Annotated in this window: 13 protein-coding genes; 1 reads left to right on the forward strand and 12 read right to left on the reverse strand. The window is 39.8% G+C overall.

Features of this window, described 5'->3' with window-relative positions; translation table 11 throughout:
• Window positions 1–4: 4 nt before the first annotated feature.
• Window positions 5–3,376: an Eco57I restriction-modification methylase domain-containing protein gene (locus tag ACYIB7_RS04625; protein WP_480338249.1), complete on the forward strand. Its 3,372-nt coding sequence runs from the start codon at window positions 5–7 to the stop codon at window positions 3,374–3,376.
• Window positions 3,377–3,381: 5 nt separating this feature from the next.
• Here ACYIB7_RS04625 and ACYIB7_RS04630 read toward each other — a convergent pair whose 3' ends face one another.
• The 12 genes from ACYIB7_RS04630 to ACYIB7_RS04685 form a co-directional block, all read right to left on the reverse strand.
• Window positions 3,382–4,290, reverse strand: a complete 909-nt coding sequence (locus ACYIB7_RS04630) for a TaqI-like C-terminal specificity domain-containing protein (RefSeq protein ID WP_480338250.1) — start codon at window positions 4,288–4,290, stop codon at window positions 3,382–3,384.
• The gene (locus tag ACYIB7_RS04635; protein WP_004302103.1) at window positions 4,287–4,892 is read right to left on the reverse strand and encodes a master DNA invertase Mpi family serine-type recombinase; all 606 of its coding nucleotides are present in this window, start codon (window positions 4,890–4,892) and stop codon (window positions 4,287–4,289) included. Before ACYIB7_RS04635 ends, ACYIB7_RS04630 begins: the two co-directional genes overlap by 4 nt.
• A gap of 129 nt (window positions 4,893–5,021) precedes the next feature.
• Window positions 5,022–5,660: a hypothetical protein gene (locus ACYIB7_RS04640; RefSeq protein WP_480338251.1), complete on the reverse strand. Its 639-nt coding sequence runs from the start codon at window positions 5,658–5,660 to the stop codon at window positions 5,022–5,024.
• Complete coding sequence (locus ACYIB7_RS04645; protein ID WP_480338252.1) at window positions 5,660–6,559, reverse strand: relaxase/mobilization nuclease domain-containing protein; 900 nt, start codon at window positions 6,557–6,559, stop codon at window positions 5,660–5,662. The genes ACYIB7_RS04640 and ACYIB7_RS04645 overlap by 1 nt, the downstream gene beginning before the upstream one ends.
• Window positions 6,543–6,911, reverse strand: coding sequence for a MobC family plasmid mobilization relaxosome protein (locus ACYIB7_RS04650; RefSeq protein ID WP_480338253.1), 369 nt, complete (start codon window positions 6,909–6,911; stop codon window positions 6,543–6,545). The genes ACYIB7_RS04645 and ACYIB7_RS04650 overlap by 17 nt, the downstream gene beginning before the upstream one ends.
• A 103-nt stretch (window positions 6,912–7,014) precedes the next feature.
• Window positions 7,015–8,817 (reverse strand): DUF3987 domain-containing protein, encoded by a 1,803-nt coding sequence (locus ACYIB7_RS04655; protein ID WP_480338254.1) that lies wholly within the window; start codon window positions 8,815–8,817, stop codon window positions 7,015–7,017.
• Window positions 8,768–9,367 (reverse strand): BT4734/BF3469 family protein, encoded by a 600-nt coding sequence (locus tag ACYIB7_RS04660; RefSeq protein ID WP_480338255.1) that lies wholly within the window; start codon window positions 9,365–9,367, stop codon window positions 8,768–8,770. The genes ACYIB7_RS04655 and ACYIB7_RS04660 overlap by 50 nt, the downstream gene beginning before the upstream one ends.
• Entirely contained in the window at window positions 9,364–9,717 is a 354-nt protein-coding gene (gene mads1, locus ACYIB7_RS04665) for a methylation-associated defense system helix-turn-helix domain-containing protein MAD1 (RefSeq protein ID WP_008658991.1), read from the reverse strand. The genes ACYIB7_RS04660 and mads1 overlap by 4 nt, the downstream gene beginning before the upstream one ends.
• Window positions 9,718–10,030: 313 nt before the next feature.
• Window positions 10,031–11,293: a site-specific integrase gene (locus ACYIB7_RS04670; RefSeq protein WP_287767305.1), complete on the reverse strand. Its 1,263-nt coding sequence runs from the start codon at window positions 11,291–11,293 to the stop codon at window positions 10,031–10,033.
• The gene (locus tag ACYIB7_RS04675; protein ID WP_264381030.1) at window positions 11,290–11,835 is read right to left on the reverse strand and encodes a helix-turn-helix domain-containing protein; all 546 of its coding nucleotides are present in this window, start codon (window positions 11,833–11,835) and stop codon (window positions 11,290–11,292) included. Before ACYIB7_RS04675 ends, ACYIB7_RS04670 begins: the two co-directional genes overlap by 4 nt.
• 203 nt (window positions 11,836–12,038) lie before the next feature.
• Window positions 12,039–13,961, reverse strand: a complete 1,923-nt coding sequence (gene dnaK, locus ACYIB7_RS04680) for a molecular chaperone DnaK (RefSeq protein ID WP_103983018.1) — start codon at window positions 13,959–13,961, stop codon at window positions 12,039–12,041.
• Window positions 13,962–14,273: 312 nt separating this feature from the next.
• Window positions 14,274–15,845, reverse strand: coding sequence for an Rne/Rng family ribonuclease (locus ACYIB7_RS04685; protein WP_099463312.1), 1,572 nt, complete (start codon window positions 15,843–15,845; stop codon window positions 14,274–14,276).
• Between the last annotated feature and the right edge of the window lie 113 nt (window positions 15,846–15,958).

Genomic DNA, 15,958 nt, shown 5'->3' on the forward strand with positions numbered 1-15,958 from the left:
TAATATGAACTACAAAGAAGTTATAGAATCCCGATATAACCGTGACGCATGGCAACAATTACTTCACGACATATTTCTCAACAAAGTAAGTTTTTGGAATCGTCCTTCAGCAGTACATGTAAATAGCAGACTTGCTAAAGACGCTCTCAATTTGGGTAAGATTTCGCTTTCTGATGGTGAAGCTATTGCTATCTACGAAGTAGAACTTACAGAAAAAGTAGATATAGAACGTAACCGTCGAGGTATACGTGATATGCTTACTTCCGATTGGCGTAATATGGGATATGCTGGTGCATTTATATTCTGTTACCGTAAAAATGAAAGTGTACTTCGTTTTTCATATGTAAGTGAAACGTGGGGATTCAATAAGCAAGGTGATTATGAGAAAATATCGACCAACACCAAGCGTTACACCTATCTTCTTGGTGAAGGGCGTGGATGCCGTACTGCAATTGATCAGTTTGGTGTATTAAAAAACAGCAAACAAACCCTCAGCGACATTACAGCTGCTTTTTCTGTCGAAGCACTCACCAAACAATTCTACAAAGACTTGTTTGAATGGTACCAATGGGCAATAGAACCTTCTTCTCATGTATCTTTCCCAAACAATACAACCATAGAAGATGACGACCGTGAGGATTTAGAAACAAAAATTATCCGTATGATTACTCGCATTATGTTTGTATGGTTCATCAAACAAAAAGATTTAATTCCTAACAAACTATTTGACATAGAGTATTTACAAACTATTCTGAAAGAGTTTGATCCCTACAATCAAACAGTTGGAAATTACTATAATGCCATTCTTCAAAATCTTTTCTTTGCTACACTTAACCGTGCTATTGAGGATGAACAGGGAAACAAGCGTAAGTTTGCCACTAATGTAAAGAGAGACATTAAAACCTTATATCGATATGCAGAAATGTTTAATATCAGCGAGAATGAGGTCATCAATCTGTTTTCAGAAGTACCATTTCTTAATGGAGGACTTTTTGAATGTCTTGATAAAACTAAGACTATTGATGGGGTCGAACAAGCTTTCAATTATGATGGTTTTAGTCGAAACGAAAAATGCTTCGCTGACGGACGCTATCGAAACCGTGCAGTAGTGCCCAATAATCTGTTCTTTGAACCTGAAAAAGGATTAATTTCAATCCTAAGTCGCTACAATTTCACTATCGAAGAAAATTCTCCAGAAGAACAACAAGTAGCCCTTGATCCTGAATTGTTGGGAAAGGTCTTCGAAAATCTTTTAGGCGCATACAATCCAGAAACGAAGGAAACGGCACGAAATCAAAGTGGCTCGTTTTACACCCCTCGTGAGGTTGTCAACTATATGGTGGACGAAAGCCTTATTGCATACTTAGGTGACGCACCTTTGATTCGCTCCTTGTTTGAGCAGGATTTTTCTTTCGACAAGAGTAAGGCAGAGGATTATAATCTTATTGCTGAGAAATTGAAGGCCATCAAGATTCTTGACCCAGCCTGTGGGTCAGGTGCATTCCCTATGGGGTTGCTTAATCGTATGATTGATATTCTCATTCGTATATCACCAAATGAAAATATATACGATTTGAAATTGGCAATCATAGAGAATTGCATCTATGGTAGTGATATTCAGAGCATCGCTGCACAGATAACCAAATTACGTTTCTTTATCTCACTTATTTGCAATTGTGAGAAAGACGTATCTCAACCAAATTTTGGTATTCCGACATTGCCTAATCTGGAAACGAAGTTCGTGGCTGCTAATTCTTTAATTGCAAAAAAGAAACGCAACATACAAAGAAATTTATTTGAAAATCAAGAAATTCAGCCAACAAAGGAAAAATTGACAAGAGTACGTCATGAGCATTTTTCTGCAAAGACAGCTAACCGTAAAAGCACTCTGCGTGAGCAGGATAAATCTCTTCGTGAAAAGTTAGCAAAATTACTTGCTGATGATGAAAATTTTGCTCCGGAAGATGCAAAACAATTGGCTGCTTGGAATCCCTATGACCAAAATGCTGTAGCGGAATTTTTTGACCCAGAATGGATGTTCAATGTGAAGGATGGATTTGACATTGTAATAGGTAATCCTCCTTACATCCAGTTACAGAACAACGGCGGTGAATTAGCAAAGCTTTATGAGCCATGTGGATACAAAACATTTGCCAAAACAGGAGATATTTATTGTCTTTTCTATGAACGCGGTTGGCAGTTGCTCAAATCGAATGGACACCTTTGTTATATAACATCCAATAAGTGGATGCGTGCTGGTTATGGTGAGAAGACTCGCGATTTTTTTGCCAAGAATACTAATCCACAACTGCTTATTGATTTCGCTGGAGTAAAAATCTTTGAAAGTGCAACTGTTGACACGAATATATTGCTTTTTGACAAAGGAACAAACGAGCATAAGACGCTGTGCGCTGTTACTAACAAACAGAATAAAGACAGCGTTAAGAATTTGAGCGTTTTCGTGCAGCAACAAGGCTTTGCTTGTAATTTCGGAGGCTCTGATTCGTGGGTGATTCTCTCGCCCATTGAGCAGAATATCAAACGCAAGATTGAGGCTACGGGGACACCTCTCAAAGATTGGGATATCAATATTTGTCGTGGTGTTCTTACTGGCTACAATGAAGCTTTCGTTATCTCTACAGAAAAACGTGATGAGATTCTTTCTAACTGTCAAACTGGAGAAGAACGTGAAAGAACGGCTGAACTTATACGACCGATTCTGCGAGGCAGGGATATAAAGAGATATGGTTATAACTGGACTGGTTTATACCTCATTGCTACATTCCCATCTCGCCATTATGACATAGAGCAATACCCTGCGGTAAAGAATTATCTCCTAACTTTCGGTATTGAGAGACTTGAGCAAACAGGCGAGACACACATCATCAATGGCGAAAAAGTGAAAGCGCGTAAAAAAACTAATAATAAGTGGTTTGAGACCCAAGACAGCATCAGCTATTGGGAGGATTTCTCGCGGCCAAAAATTCTCTATCCAGATATAATGAGGCTACCACGAAGCAAAGAACGAATGGAACAATATCCCTATTTTGCCCTTGACACAGAAAAGTTTGTTCCTGAAGCCACGCTTTTTATGATGACAGGCAATCACATAGAACAGATATGCAGGTTCTTGTGTTCAGAAATAGGATTCTTCGTTTTCGTAAGGTTTTATATGGGCCCCGTATTCGATAATACCGGATTCCGTTATAAGAAAGAATATCTCATGAAACTGCCCATACCTGTGATTCCGGAGTATGCCGAACCTGATTATGAGAAATTACTGGAGAAAAAGCTGGAACTGTCTGATGAAGAAAAGAGTCTTATATACTCATATAAAAACCAGCTTGTTTCAGAGTCACCCAACTCAGAATTGTGAATTGTTCAACTCAACGAGTCGGACAACTCACGGAGAATAGATATATCCTGTGTTGTGCTTTCCTCTACAAGCAGTTTCTCCTCATCGGTCAAGCCATAAAGAGAATACACCGTTTTGTCTATGGCCGTTTCATCTGAAGCATCCACGCATGCCTCAATAAAAAGCATGGTTTCTTTACTGCAATTAGCGGGCACAGGTAATTTCTCCACAAACATGGGCTTATACTCAAAGTAACCGCCATTGCGTGTAACACCGAGTTGCCTAATGTAGTAATCTGCCAACTTAGAGTTGAGTACAGCCAATAGATATTTGCTTGCTGGCACTATCATGGGAGAAGGGGCATTGATGAAACTGTCGTCTTCAACCAGCGCATAACTTGCCGTTAGATTAAGGTTTCCCCACACGATTTTTGGCCGCGAGAAATCCTCCATATATGCGCAGTTGCGCAGGTTGTATGGTGTATCGCCTTTGTCTGTACGTGTGGAAATTTTATCCCAATGTTGGTCCAAGTGAGCCTTTACTGCAGGGTAATCCTCTATATGAATGCGAGGTAGCTTCCCCTTAACTCCATTATGAGTATTGATTAGCCACAAACCAGTCCAGTTATAACCATATCTCTTTATATCCCTGCCTCGCAGAATCGGTCGTATAAGTTCAGCCGTTCTTTCACGTTCTTCTCCAGTTTGACAGTTAGAAAGAATCTCATCACGTTTTTCTGTAGAGATAACGAAAGCTTCATTGTAGCCAGTAAGAACACCACGACAAATATTGATATCCCAATCTTTGAGAGGTGTCCCCGTAGCCTCAATCTTGCGTTTGATATTCTGCTCAATGGGCGAGAGAATCACCCACGAATCAGAGCCTCCGAAATTACAAGCAAAGCCTTGTTGCTGCACGAAAACGCTCGGTTTCATTCCGTCAAAAACTGTTTTATAAAACGGTCAAGCGTATTTCTATCAACTTTACATAATTTTGAAATTTTACGCTTAGAGACTTTTGCCTTTAAAAGTTCATGGATAAGATTTTCTTTTCCATGAAGTTTGTATTTTTCTACAGAACTTTTTCTTCCCTTTGGTCGTCCCAGCGTCACACCTTCAGCTTTTTTTCTTGCCAAAGCCTCCTTCGTGCGCTGGCTAATAAGATTACGTTCAATCTCAGCAGATAGTCCAAAAGCAAAGGCAAGAACCTTACTTTGGATATCATCACCAAGACGATAGTTGTCTTTTATAGTCCACACACGACATTCTTTGGTCATACAAATATTTAATATCTCCATAATCATGAACAGATTTCTTCCCAAGCGTGATAATTCTGCACAGATAATGAGATCATCTTTCTGAATCTGTAGCAAAAGCCTACCCAATTCACGTTTATTGTATGATTTCATACCACTAATGGTTTCCTCAATCCAACCATCAATTACAAGTTTATAACGTTCACAGAAATTATTAATTTCAAAACGCTGATTCTCTACTGTCTGCTTATCGCTGCTTACTCTAATGTATCCGTAAATCATAATTCTCATTTTTTTATTATTTATACTTTCCCATAATAACAAGAAAAATCCTTTTAGCCATATTTATAAAGATATAAAAGAATAAATTCTTAATAAGCAGTATTTTTATATGTAATAGATTCTATTTCTTTATTTTGAGTTCTCCAGTCTTTTAAATATAAATTCAGATTGTTCCTTTACAGCCCGATACATTGAATAATGCGCAAAGGATTCTTCTTTATACTTCATACTACTAATAGAAGCAGCAACTGCCCACATCATAATAGCGATAATAAAGATTACAATATATCGGAGTTTAATATGATAACCACGTATAAACATCCCATTGATATTGGGTGGAATAATGGTTACTGGATTTTTCAGTTCATTAATTTTCGTAAGTATCTCATTCTGCCGTTTTAATATGCTTTCGGTATTTGTCTCAATAGTCATACGGTTGAGATTGTAATCACAAACATGCCTATAAAGATATTCAAGAAGTTTGTACTTCTGCTTGAAAAGTTCAATGAGTTTCGGGAACCACAGTGAAAACGGCAATGTGTCCGGCTGTTGTTTCCAAATATGTTTCTTTACTACTGATAGCGCATCGTTCCAACAAGTACAGAAACTTTTGGCGACTCCATTATAAATGGTCTTTTCATCTAAATTCACTTTTATACATTGCTCCGGCTGAGTAGCAGTGACATTTTGCCTATCAATGCATTCCTTCAATTCACTAATACTTTGACGCAAATTTGTAAGATTTGCAGCTACTACATCTTCTTTCATTATCTTCTACGTTTTGAGGGTTTATAAAAAGGTTCGTTTCTTTGGTTATCCTTGTCTTTGTCGTCTCGCCATCCTTGTTCATTATTTGTTCCTCCACCTCCACCGGAAGTTATGGCTTGATGAGGTTGAACAATCAGTTCCGATGCCACATTGCCCAACGTAACGCAAAGGCTGTTAAAGCTCAAATCACGGTCAAGTTTAGAACCGGCTATACTATACTCATTTTGACAGAATAATATACCACGAATTTTATCAGAGTTCTCAGCACGATTAAAGCGCATATCTATACCCTGACCTTTGAGAATGCCAAGAAAATCATTCCATGAACGAGATACAGCCAACGCATCAAGAGTTGCAGAACGTAGATTATACTTCCGTAATTGATAAGGGCGCAAACGATTCTTATTTCTGGCTTTGCTATTTTTAGGAGCAAAGTAAAGTCCATACTCTTTAGTCAAAGCACGACAGACTTTTGCATTGCGTATTCTTTCATTGCTGTCAGAAATGAGATTACCTTCGTTGTCTATCCGGTTAAATACCAAATGACAATGAGGATGTTTCGTGTCGTGATGTCGGGCTATGATATATTGAGTATTGCGAATCCCCATTTGCTCCATCCATTTCTTGGCAATCTCCACCATAAGCGCATCCCCTTCTTCATTATCGGGAAAACGGCTAATGTCTTGCGAAGAAAAAGCAAGTGATACATGTTTTACCGGACTTTTTACTTTCGGGCGCATAGATGCTTGTATCTGAAAAGAATCGGCTATGGCTTTATTGCTAATGGCACAGACACCTTCGTGCGCCAAAAGTGTGGCACTCTTTTTCTTGTTCTTTTGGTCATTGGCGTAATTCACAATTCCACCAAAATCCGCTCTTGTTTTAATCTTCGCTATCATGGCAATTGTTCTTTACTTGGGTGATGATTCTACTGACTTCTGATATGATTGAAAAGCATTGTTGCTTGACAGCTTCTAACCCATAGGTATGCATCTGATGGGCAATCTGATTGACATTATTGGCGATGCCGGAAAGGTCACGAATAGCCGATACCATTTCAGGACTGATGCGTTGACAGACTTGACAATCCATTGCCGCCTGATGGCAAAATTCATTGACAGACAATCCTGCCTGTTCCGCTTTGGATTGGATATAAATGTAGTCGTTCTCGGTAAACATAACCCGAAAACATTTCGTGCGTTTCTGATAACGCGCCAACTTTGGGCGACCACCAAGTTTCTTATCCTTCATACTTATCTAAACTTTATATAATTCATAATTTGATTTTTTGAGAGTGGCAGTTCTATCCGCTTGCCGCATAGGTTTTAGTGACACTAAAACACAAACTTGCCACTCAAAAAATCTTCCTATATTTCCCTTGTTCTATTCGGCATAGCTTGCTATCTTTAATAAAGGCTTCTATCCACTTGTTTGCCGTACTTCCATTCTCGCCCAAAGTTAAAACCGCCGCATCATAATCTTTCTTTGTGAAAGTGTCAGGCAACATATTATAAAGGGTGTTCCTTCGTGCATAAACGCCTGTCTCCGGCGCAGCGGTATTGAATCGTTTAGAATGATTTCCTGACAAATTCTGATAAATGAATACGGCATGATAAAGCAGGGTGTCGCAAATACTCATAGCTATAGAATAGTCAAACTTATGGCAAACCAATTGTACAGTCTCTTCAGAAGAAGATTCGTGAATCACATTATCCAAATGTCGGACAGCGGTCAACACCATCATTATACGATAAGCAATCAGTCCCATCCGTCTGACTACTCCTTGCATCTTGTTATCCACTTCGTCACAACATTCCTCATTCACCCGACTGAGATATTCTATAAAGTGTTCCTGTAAATCGGAAGGAAGAGAAAAGGAATAATTACCCTGCCGTACAAATTCCTCATGCAAATGGCAGAATTTATCTCCCAACAGTTTGAATATGGCATTCTTGGATTGAGAAATGTCGCTTGTGGCAAACACATTTCTTATGCCTCGTTTGAAGCGGATAATATAGAAACAAAAGCGACTCATCAATCCGTTTTCCGCATCAGGTATCAACCTTCTTACCTGTTCAGGCGTTCCAGCCAAAGCGACTGACACTCTCGGATTAGCTACTTCACAATACTCTCTGTCCTTACGCCGGCTCAAACTGACCAACTCATGGTGAAATGCCTTTCGCAACACATCGGAATAATTACCATAGTCCGACTTCAAAGTCTGGCTTAACGTGTCGCCCTCCGATTCAAATAACAATCCGATTCCGTCATTATCTCCCAATATCTTCAAGAAAGAACTTGCGCTGCTATTGGCAGGAATGACGAGCATACGCATGGGCGGTTCGGCTGGCATAGACCTTCCACTATCTTTCTTACCTTTGATATAAGCATTCATCGCTTCCTTGTATTCCTGTTCCAATCGTTTTGAAAGTTCATGCAAATGGCGGTTGATAGGAGCTACAAGTTCTCGGCATAAGGTCAATGCTCCTTTTCCCATACCGGCATCTGCCACCACGAACAGATAGAGATTCGGATAAACAATACGCTCATCGTACACACCACAAACATTATGAAAGCATACCGACAAACACACAATAGCCCCAATCAGTATCGTGTCACGGTCATCTACCGAAATGGAGTTATTGACAACCTCATTTAGAAAAGGAGGAAGATGCTCAAACACACATTCAGGAAATGCAGGAAGTTCTTCCTCTGACTTTATCCATTTACCCGTTTTACCATTTTGGATATTTGGCAAAATGGATAAATATTCTTTGCTGAACGGTACCAATGGGATTCCGGCTTGATTTGCCAAATGGAAGAAAGAACGGATAGTAATGCCTTGCCCTTTGGATTGCAAACAATGCGTATATTGTTTGTCTGTTTCTTCCCTTTGATAGGTAGGGTAAAACCTACTGATACGATGATAATATTCTCGTCCGCTTTCTTCCAATCCGTCCACAAGCGCGAAACCCAACTCCACCCAATCTTTATAACTGGGGGCTATATCAATAGCACGTTGTTCTATCTCCCGAACAACACTTTCTACATCATCCTTTACCTTATTATATATAGGATCAATATCAGGCGTATGTGTTTGCTGCATTTCAGAAGGGATATTCTCCCAATCTTGGGCGGAAAATATTTTCTTCGACATCATTTTTGTATTTAGGGTTAATATATGCTTGTGGGTCGTATGGCAGGAAGCAAGAACGAGCCACATCACTGCCGGACATATCCACTGATGGCAAACCTGTCGCTTTGATGCAGTTGGCAACAGCCTTGAAGTACCGGGAATGTTCCCATCCTTTCAAATCAACAGGTATTATCCACTTCAAGCCACTACCGGATGGGCTGACAAATAACAGTTCCGTATCAAAATACTCATGATTGAGTAATTGCTGTTTTAAATCCACGATATTCTCCACATGGTCGAAATCCAAACACATCAATCCTGAGTGTATAATCAGTTCCTTCTCATTCCGTTTGCGGAATAATCCCGAAAAAGTACAATAATCAAAATGGGTGGCTTTGTATCTTTTGGATTCGGAAGAAGATAGCATCAAACGCAGGGATTCAGTTTGTGGTTGCGCATAATGCCCGATGATATAGCGATACACATCCACAATGCCTACCGCCCTTATCGGTTCGATGTTTTGGATGGGCTTGCGAAAGAACGAAAAGCAATAATCTGTCGTTCCCATCATCTGATAATCTTTTTAGATTCGACAAATCGTCTGGCTTCTTCCATTAAGTCATCCTGTGTCTTATGCGATTTATTCTTCAACCAATCATCAATTTCCGATTGCAAGAAAGCTAATGCCTTATTTATTTTATGTACGGGAATCTGTTTGGTTGATACCCATCCATAAACAGTCTGCTTGGCTGGATGTGATGGAAGATAAGCGCAAAGCTCGTCTATATCCATCCACTTAGGTGAGCTACTTGCCTGCTTATGTTGTAAGGCATTTACTTTGGATTGCAGTACTTCTACGGACTCAATCAGGTAGGACAACGCATTCGGCATTTCCTCCAATGAATTTACTTTATAGGCCATTTTTTCTTCGTATTAAAGTTTATGCCGCAAAAGTATAGGGATGCTTATAGGTGCTAAATAGGTGCTTGACCGCCACCAATCAACCGCTCATTTACCACTGACAGATTTAAGTTTCATTAATACGAGAATTTATTGGAAGACATAATAAAAGGGGAATAAACCACTATTGGGACTAACACATTCCTTATCGAAAGCTTCAATCTACAAAACACCCCTCAAAAAGCCGATGCTTCATGAGGGGTAAACGGTGGTAAGTATATGATTGGTATTACATAAGTCATTGGTGCTCAATGGTGAATACAACCACCACAACCTATAAATCCAAATTTTCTATATGCAGCGTATTGGCGGCTTTCTCTTTTTGTTCGTTTACGATGTGCGTATAAATCTGCGTGGTTTTGACGTTAGTATGTCCCATCAAAGACTTGATGGTGTATATGTCAACGCCATTTTCCAGCAACAGCGAAGCGTAGCTATGGCGGCCACAATGGAAGGTGATGTGCTTCTTGATACCGGATGCTTCTATCCAGACTTTCAACGGGCGAGAAATCCAAGAGGCATCAGTCAATCCTTCAAAAACAAGTGCTTCATCATCGTCTGGACGTATGCCGCATAGTTGAAGTGCCTGTTGAATGACTGGCTTGTAATCGGGCCTTTTTGTCTTTTGCTGAATTACGACAGCTTGCCATGTACCCTTGCTTGTTTGCTGAATTTGTTTCCATTTCAAAGTTTGAATATCACTATGCCGCAATCCAGTGAGAATAGAGAACAAGAACGCACGTTTCAAAACATCATCCTTGCACGGCGTATCAACCAACATTTGCACTTCATTCATGGTAAGCACAACACGAGGTTTCTCAATGTTTGTTATTCCCTTTACTTTCGCGCTTATATCAACGGTCAGATATTCATCAATGAATGCCTGTTTCAATCCGGCTTTGAGTATAGAGAAATAAGTCGATGCCGTGTTTTGTGAGATAGTACCTTTCTTATTCCCTCCCATTGGAGCACGGAGAAGGAACATCTTTATATCTTCAAGCAGTTTTACGGAAATCGCCTTGAATGGAATTGGTTGCCCTTGTGAATACATTTTCAATAATTCGCCTACACGCCTCCAATTGACTATAATCGAATCGGAACTGTTGGGATGACGTGTGCTTATAATACCATTGAAATACTTGATAAAATCCTGTTCGCTCCGCTCATTCTGTGCAGCGATTTCATTTTCCTTATCAGTGTATAGGATGGCACTATCATATTCATGTTGCCGCAACTTACGCACATTGTCGGCATAGATACAAGCCTCTTGGTCTATCGTTGAACGACATTGGATAATCCCATTCAAATCACGTTTAGGCTTATAGTTGAATGTTCCATCCGGTAAGATACGTGCTATGGAAGACTTGTCCCAAACAGGTGTGGATATAGTCCGGTTAATGGATTCCACCACACGGCTTGCACGGCTTGAACCTCGCTTATAAACTGGATATGATTCTATAATCAAATACCACTCTTCTTTATAATTTGACCTTCTGAGCTTGACGGTCACTTTGGTATTAGGTAACACTTTCTTCATAACGACTTGTATAATCTATCAATTTCAGATTTGGGAACATAAACATAGTTACCGATTTGGCGTGTAGGAATAGAATGACGGCGTATGTGCTTAAATACACTGCTGTCATTGATATGGAACTTCTTTGCAATCTCTCCGATGGTGTAACAATCTTTGGGTTCAAAGGATAATGCCTCTTTTTTTCTCTTTCTACTCCCTGCCTTTGTTTTGAAGTGTTCATCCATATACTGCCGACTAAGGCGTATCAGACGCTGACCAAAATTGTATGACGGTATCAAGCCTTGCCGTATCATACGATAAAGAACGTCTTTACTAATTCCGTAAATCAGCATAGCTTCCTTTACGGTTAGATACCCCTTGCAGGATGGTATTCGTCTAATCAGTGCTTGGCGTATCGCTTCTTTCTCTTTTGCGATTTGTCTTTTCTTATATGCTCTCTTGGAACAAGCAGGGCAACAATACTTCGACACTAATGTGGGAGGAGTAAAGATTTTACCACACTCCTCGCAACTTCTTTGAATGGTGTAATTTCCTCTTGGCATATTCTTCTCGTTTTAAATGGTTTATATCAATCTAAGTTGTACCTTATCGCCAAATAAGACGTGTCGCAAACATGTCGCAAATAAGAGATAAAAAAGCCCATAGAAAACACATAGCAACCATGAACCCCATAAACGCAAAAAGCGTGCAACTCATTGAGCTGCACGCTTTTGCTTATTGTTTATTATCTGTTTCCTTATCGGAATCATTTCACTTCCTCAAAATCCACATCAGTAACGTTGCCGTCTTTGTTGCTGTTATTATTGTTTCCAGCGTTACCACCAGTTTGTTGTCCGAAGTCTGGACCTGGTTGTTGAGCTCCTCCACCTTGAGCATTATACATTTCTTGGCTAGCTGCTTGGAATACAGTGTTCAACTCTGCCATTGCAGCATCTATACCTGCAATATCCTGAGCTTTGTGAGCTTCTTTTAATTTATTTAAAGCTGCTTCGATCGGAGCTTTCTTGTCAGCAGGTAATTTGTCACCCAGATCATTTAATTGTTTTTCGGTCTGGAAGATCATACTGTCGGCCTGATTTAGCTTATCAATACGTTCTTTTTCTTTTTTATCTGCTTCGGCATTAGCTGCAGCTTCGTCTTTCATGCGTTTTACTTCATCATCGCTCAAACCACTGGAAGCTTCGATACGGATACTTTGAGTCTTTCCTGTACCTTTGTCTTTAGCTGATACATTTAATATACCGTTTGCATCAATATCGAATGTTACTTCAATCTGGGGTACGCCACGTTGTGCAGCAGGTATTCCGTCCAAATGGAAACGTCCGATTGATTTGTTATCTTTTGCCAAAGAACGTTCACCTTGCAATATATGGATTTCTACAGAAGGTTGGTTGTCAACGGCTGTTGTAAACGTCTCAGACTTTTTAGTCGGAATTGTTGTGTTAGATTCGATCAGCTTAGTCATTACACCACCCATTGTCTCGATACCGAGAGATAGTGGAGTAACATCCAACAACAATACGTCTTTTACTTCTCCAGTCAATACACCACCCTGAATTGCAGCACCTACGGCTACAACTTCATCGGGATTAACGCCTTTAGAAGGAGCTTTTCCGAAGAACTTTTCAACAATAGCCTGTACAGCAGGAATACGAGTAGAACCACCTACTAAAATAACCTCATCTATATCAGAAGTGCTCAAACCTGCGTCTGACAAAGCTTGACGACAAGGAGCAATACAAGCCTGGATTAAACCGTCTGCCAACTGTTCAAACTTAGCACGGGTTAAAGTCTTAACTAAGTGCTTTGGAATACCGTTTACTGGCATGATATACGGTAAATTTATTTCTGTACTTGTTGTGCTTGATAATTCAATTTTAGCTTTTTCTGCTGCTTCTTTCAGACGTTGCAAAGCCATAGGGTCTTTACGCAGATCAACACCTTCTTCACGTTCGAATTCTTCTGCCAACCAGTCGATAATTACGTGGTCAAAGTCATCACCACCCAGATGTGTGTCACCGTTTGTTGATTTTACTTCGAATACGCCATCACCCAGTTCAAGGATAGAGATATCAAATGTACCGCCACCTAAGTCGAATACGGCGATCTTCATATCTTTGCTTGTCTTGTCAAGGCCATAAGCTAGAGATGCAGCTGTTGGTTCGTTTACAATACGACGTACATTCAAACCTGCAATTTCACCTGCCTCTTTTGTAGCCTGACGTTGTGCGTCACTAAAGTATGCTGGAACGGTAATTACGGCATCTGTTACTTCCTGCCCCAGATAATCTTCTGCAGTCTTTTTCATTTTTTGAAGGATCATCGCAGATATTTCCTGCGGAGTATAGAGACGGCCTTCAATATCAACACGCGGGGTGTTATTGTCGCCACGTACCACTTTGTAAGGTACGCGATTAATTTCTTTTTGTACCTGGTCATACGTTTCACCCATGAAACGCTTGATTGAAAATATAGTCTTTTCCGGATTTGTGATAGCCTGACGTTTAGCCGGGTCACCTACCTTGCGTTCGCCTCCTTCTACAAATGCAACAATTGAAGGTGTTGTTCTTTTACCTTCGCTGTTTGCAATAACAACCGGTTCGTTACCTTCCAATACGGCAACACAAGAGTTGGTTGTTCCTAAGTCAATACCAATAATTTTTCCCATGACGTAAATATTTTAATTGTTATTATTCTAAATTTTCCATCGCCTTCCGAAGCGATTCATAGATTATTCTACAAACGCCGTGCCAAAGTTGTTTGATGAAAGCATGGCTTTTTTCTTTGTCTGTCGTATGACAGATTGACAGAATGATGTAAAAGTGTTTTCAAAATGTTTTTGTAGGCTACTCGGATGGATTTTCAGTTTCTCTCGGATGAAATTTGTATTTCTACCGGAAGAAATTTTGGATGTATATAGAAGGAATAAAAAAGTTCCGGGAGATGAATTTCTCCCGGAACTTTTGTCAGTAAGATTTTCTTATTTAATCTCTTTTTCTTCTTTCATGTCTAGCTCATTCTTGTCTTCATCATAAAATTTGTATTCAAGAAAAGCTAAACTCTGGTTGGGGATAACCTTCAAGCCTCTGGTATATCTCCATTTCCACTTAGAACTTAAAGGAATTAATCCTTTATTCACATACGCTGCAACGTAAGGATGTACGTGCAGGGTGAATTTCTTCACATGATGCTTATTTACTAAACAGTCAATTTTGCCTTCCAAACTATCTGTGAATAGGATAGAAGGTTTTACAGTTCCTGTCCCGAAACAGGCAGGACAGGCTTCCGACGTATCTACGTCCATTGCGGGACGTACTCTTTGGCGTGTAATTTGCATCAGACCAAACTTGCTTAAAGGCAGGATGTTGTGTTTAGCCCGGTCGGTTGCCATTGCTTTAGACATGTGTTCAAATAGCTTTTGCCGATTGGCAGCTTCTGCCATATCGATAAAGTCTACTACAATAATACCGCCCATATCACGCAAACGAAGTTGACGGGCAATTTCGTCGGCTGCGGCAATATTTACGTCGATAGCTGTTTTTTCTTGGGCATCACTGCCTTTTGAGCGGTTACCGCTATTTACATCTATCACGTGCATTGCCTCGGTATGTTCGATAATCAGGTAGGCTCCACTTTTATAGGTCACTGTACGTCCGAACAATGATTTGATCTGTTTTGTTACAGCAAAATTGTCGAAGATAGGAAGTTCTCCGGTATACAGTTGTACAATGTCTTCTCTTCCCGGTGCTATCAGGCTAACATAATCACGTATGTTATGATATACTTCCGAGTTGTTTACATGAATGTTTTGGAAGGAAGGATTGAATATATCTCTTAATAATGCTACCGCGCGTGCCGTCTCTTCATAGATGATAGAGGGAACTTTTGCTTTAGGCACTTTAATGATATTATCTTCCCACCGTTTTACTAATGTCTTTAGCTCATGATCGAGTTCTGCTACACGTTTACCTTCCGAAGAAGTTCTGACAATAACACTAAAGTTTTTTGGTTTAATACTTTGGATTAATTGTCGTAGACGCGCTCTTTCTTCGCTTGATTTGATTTTAGTGGAGACTGAAACCTTATCTGCAAATGGAATCAGGACTATATATCTTCCGGCAAAGGATAGCTCGGAAGTTAGTCTGGGTCCTTTTGTTGAAATCGGTTCTTTAGCAATTTGAACCAACACCTCTTGTCCCACTTTCAGTACGTCACTTATACTCCCTTCCTTTTCTATTTCAGGTAGTATCTGCATTTTAGAAATAGGAGGAGTTTTTTTAGGATCGCTTAACGCCTGTTTGAGGAATTTCTGTTGAGTGTTGAAATTTGGACCTAAGTCCAGATAGTGAAGAAATGCATCCTTTTTATAACCTACATCAATGAACGCAGCGTTGAGCCCGGGCATTAGTTTTTTTACTTTACCAAGATAAATATCGCCTACAGCGAAAGACACGTTGCGGGCTTCTTTCTGAAGTTCCACAAGATTCTTGTCTTCCAGTACGGCAATAGATACCTCTTTGGGCTGTACATCAACTACTAATTCACTAATCACTATAAAGAGGGATTTTAATATCAGACCTTAAAATACGCAAAGAACAAACTTAAAAGGTCTCTTATTAAGTTTGTTCTTTAGAGTTTGCTAGATAGACTTATTTTTTCTTATGT

It is taken from the genome of Parabacteroides sp. KHUB-03, assembly GCF_056640975.1.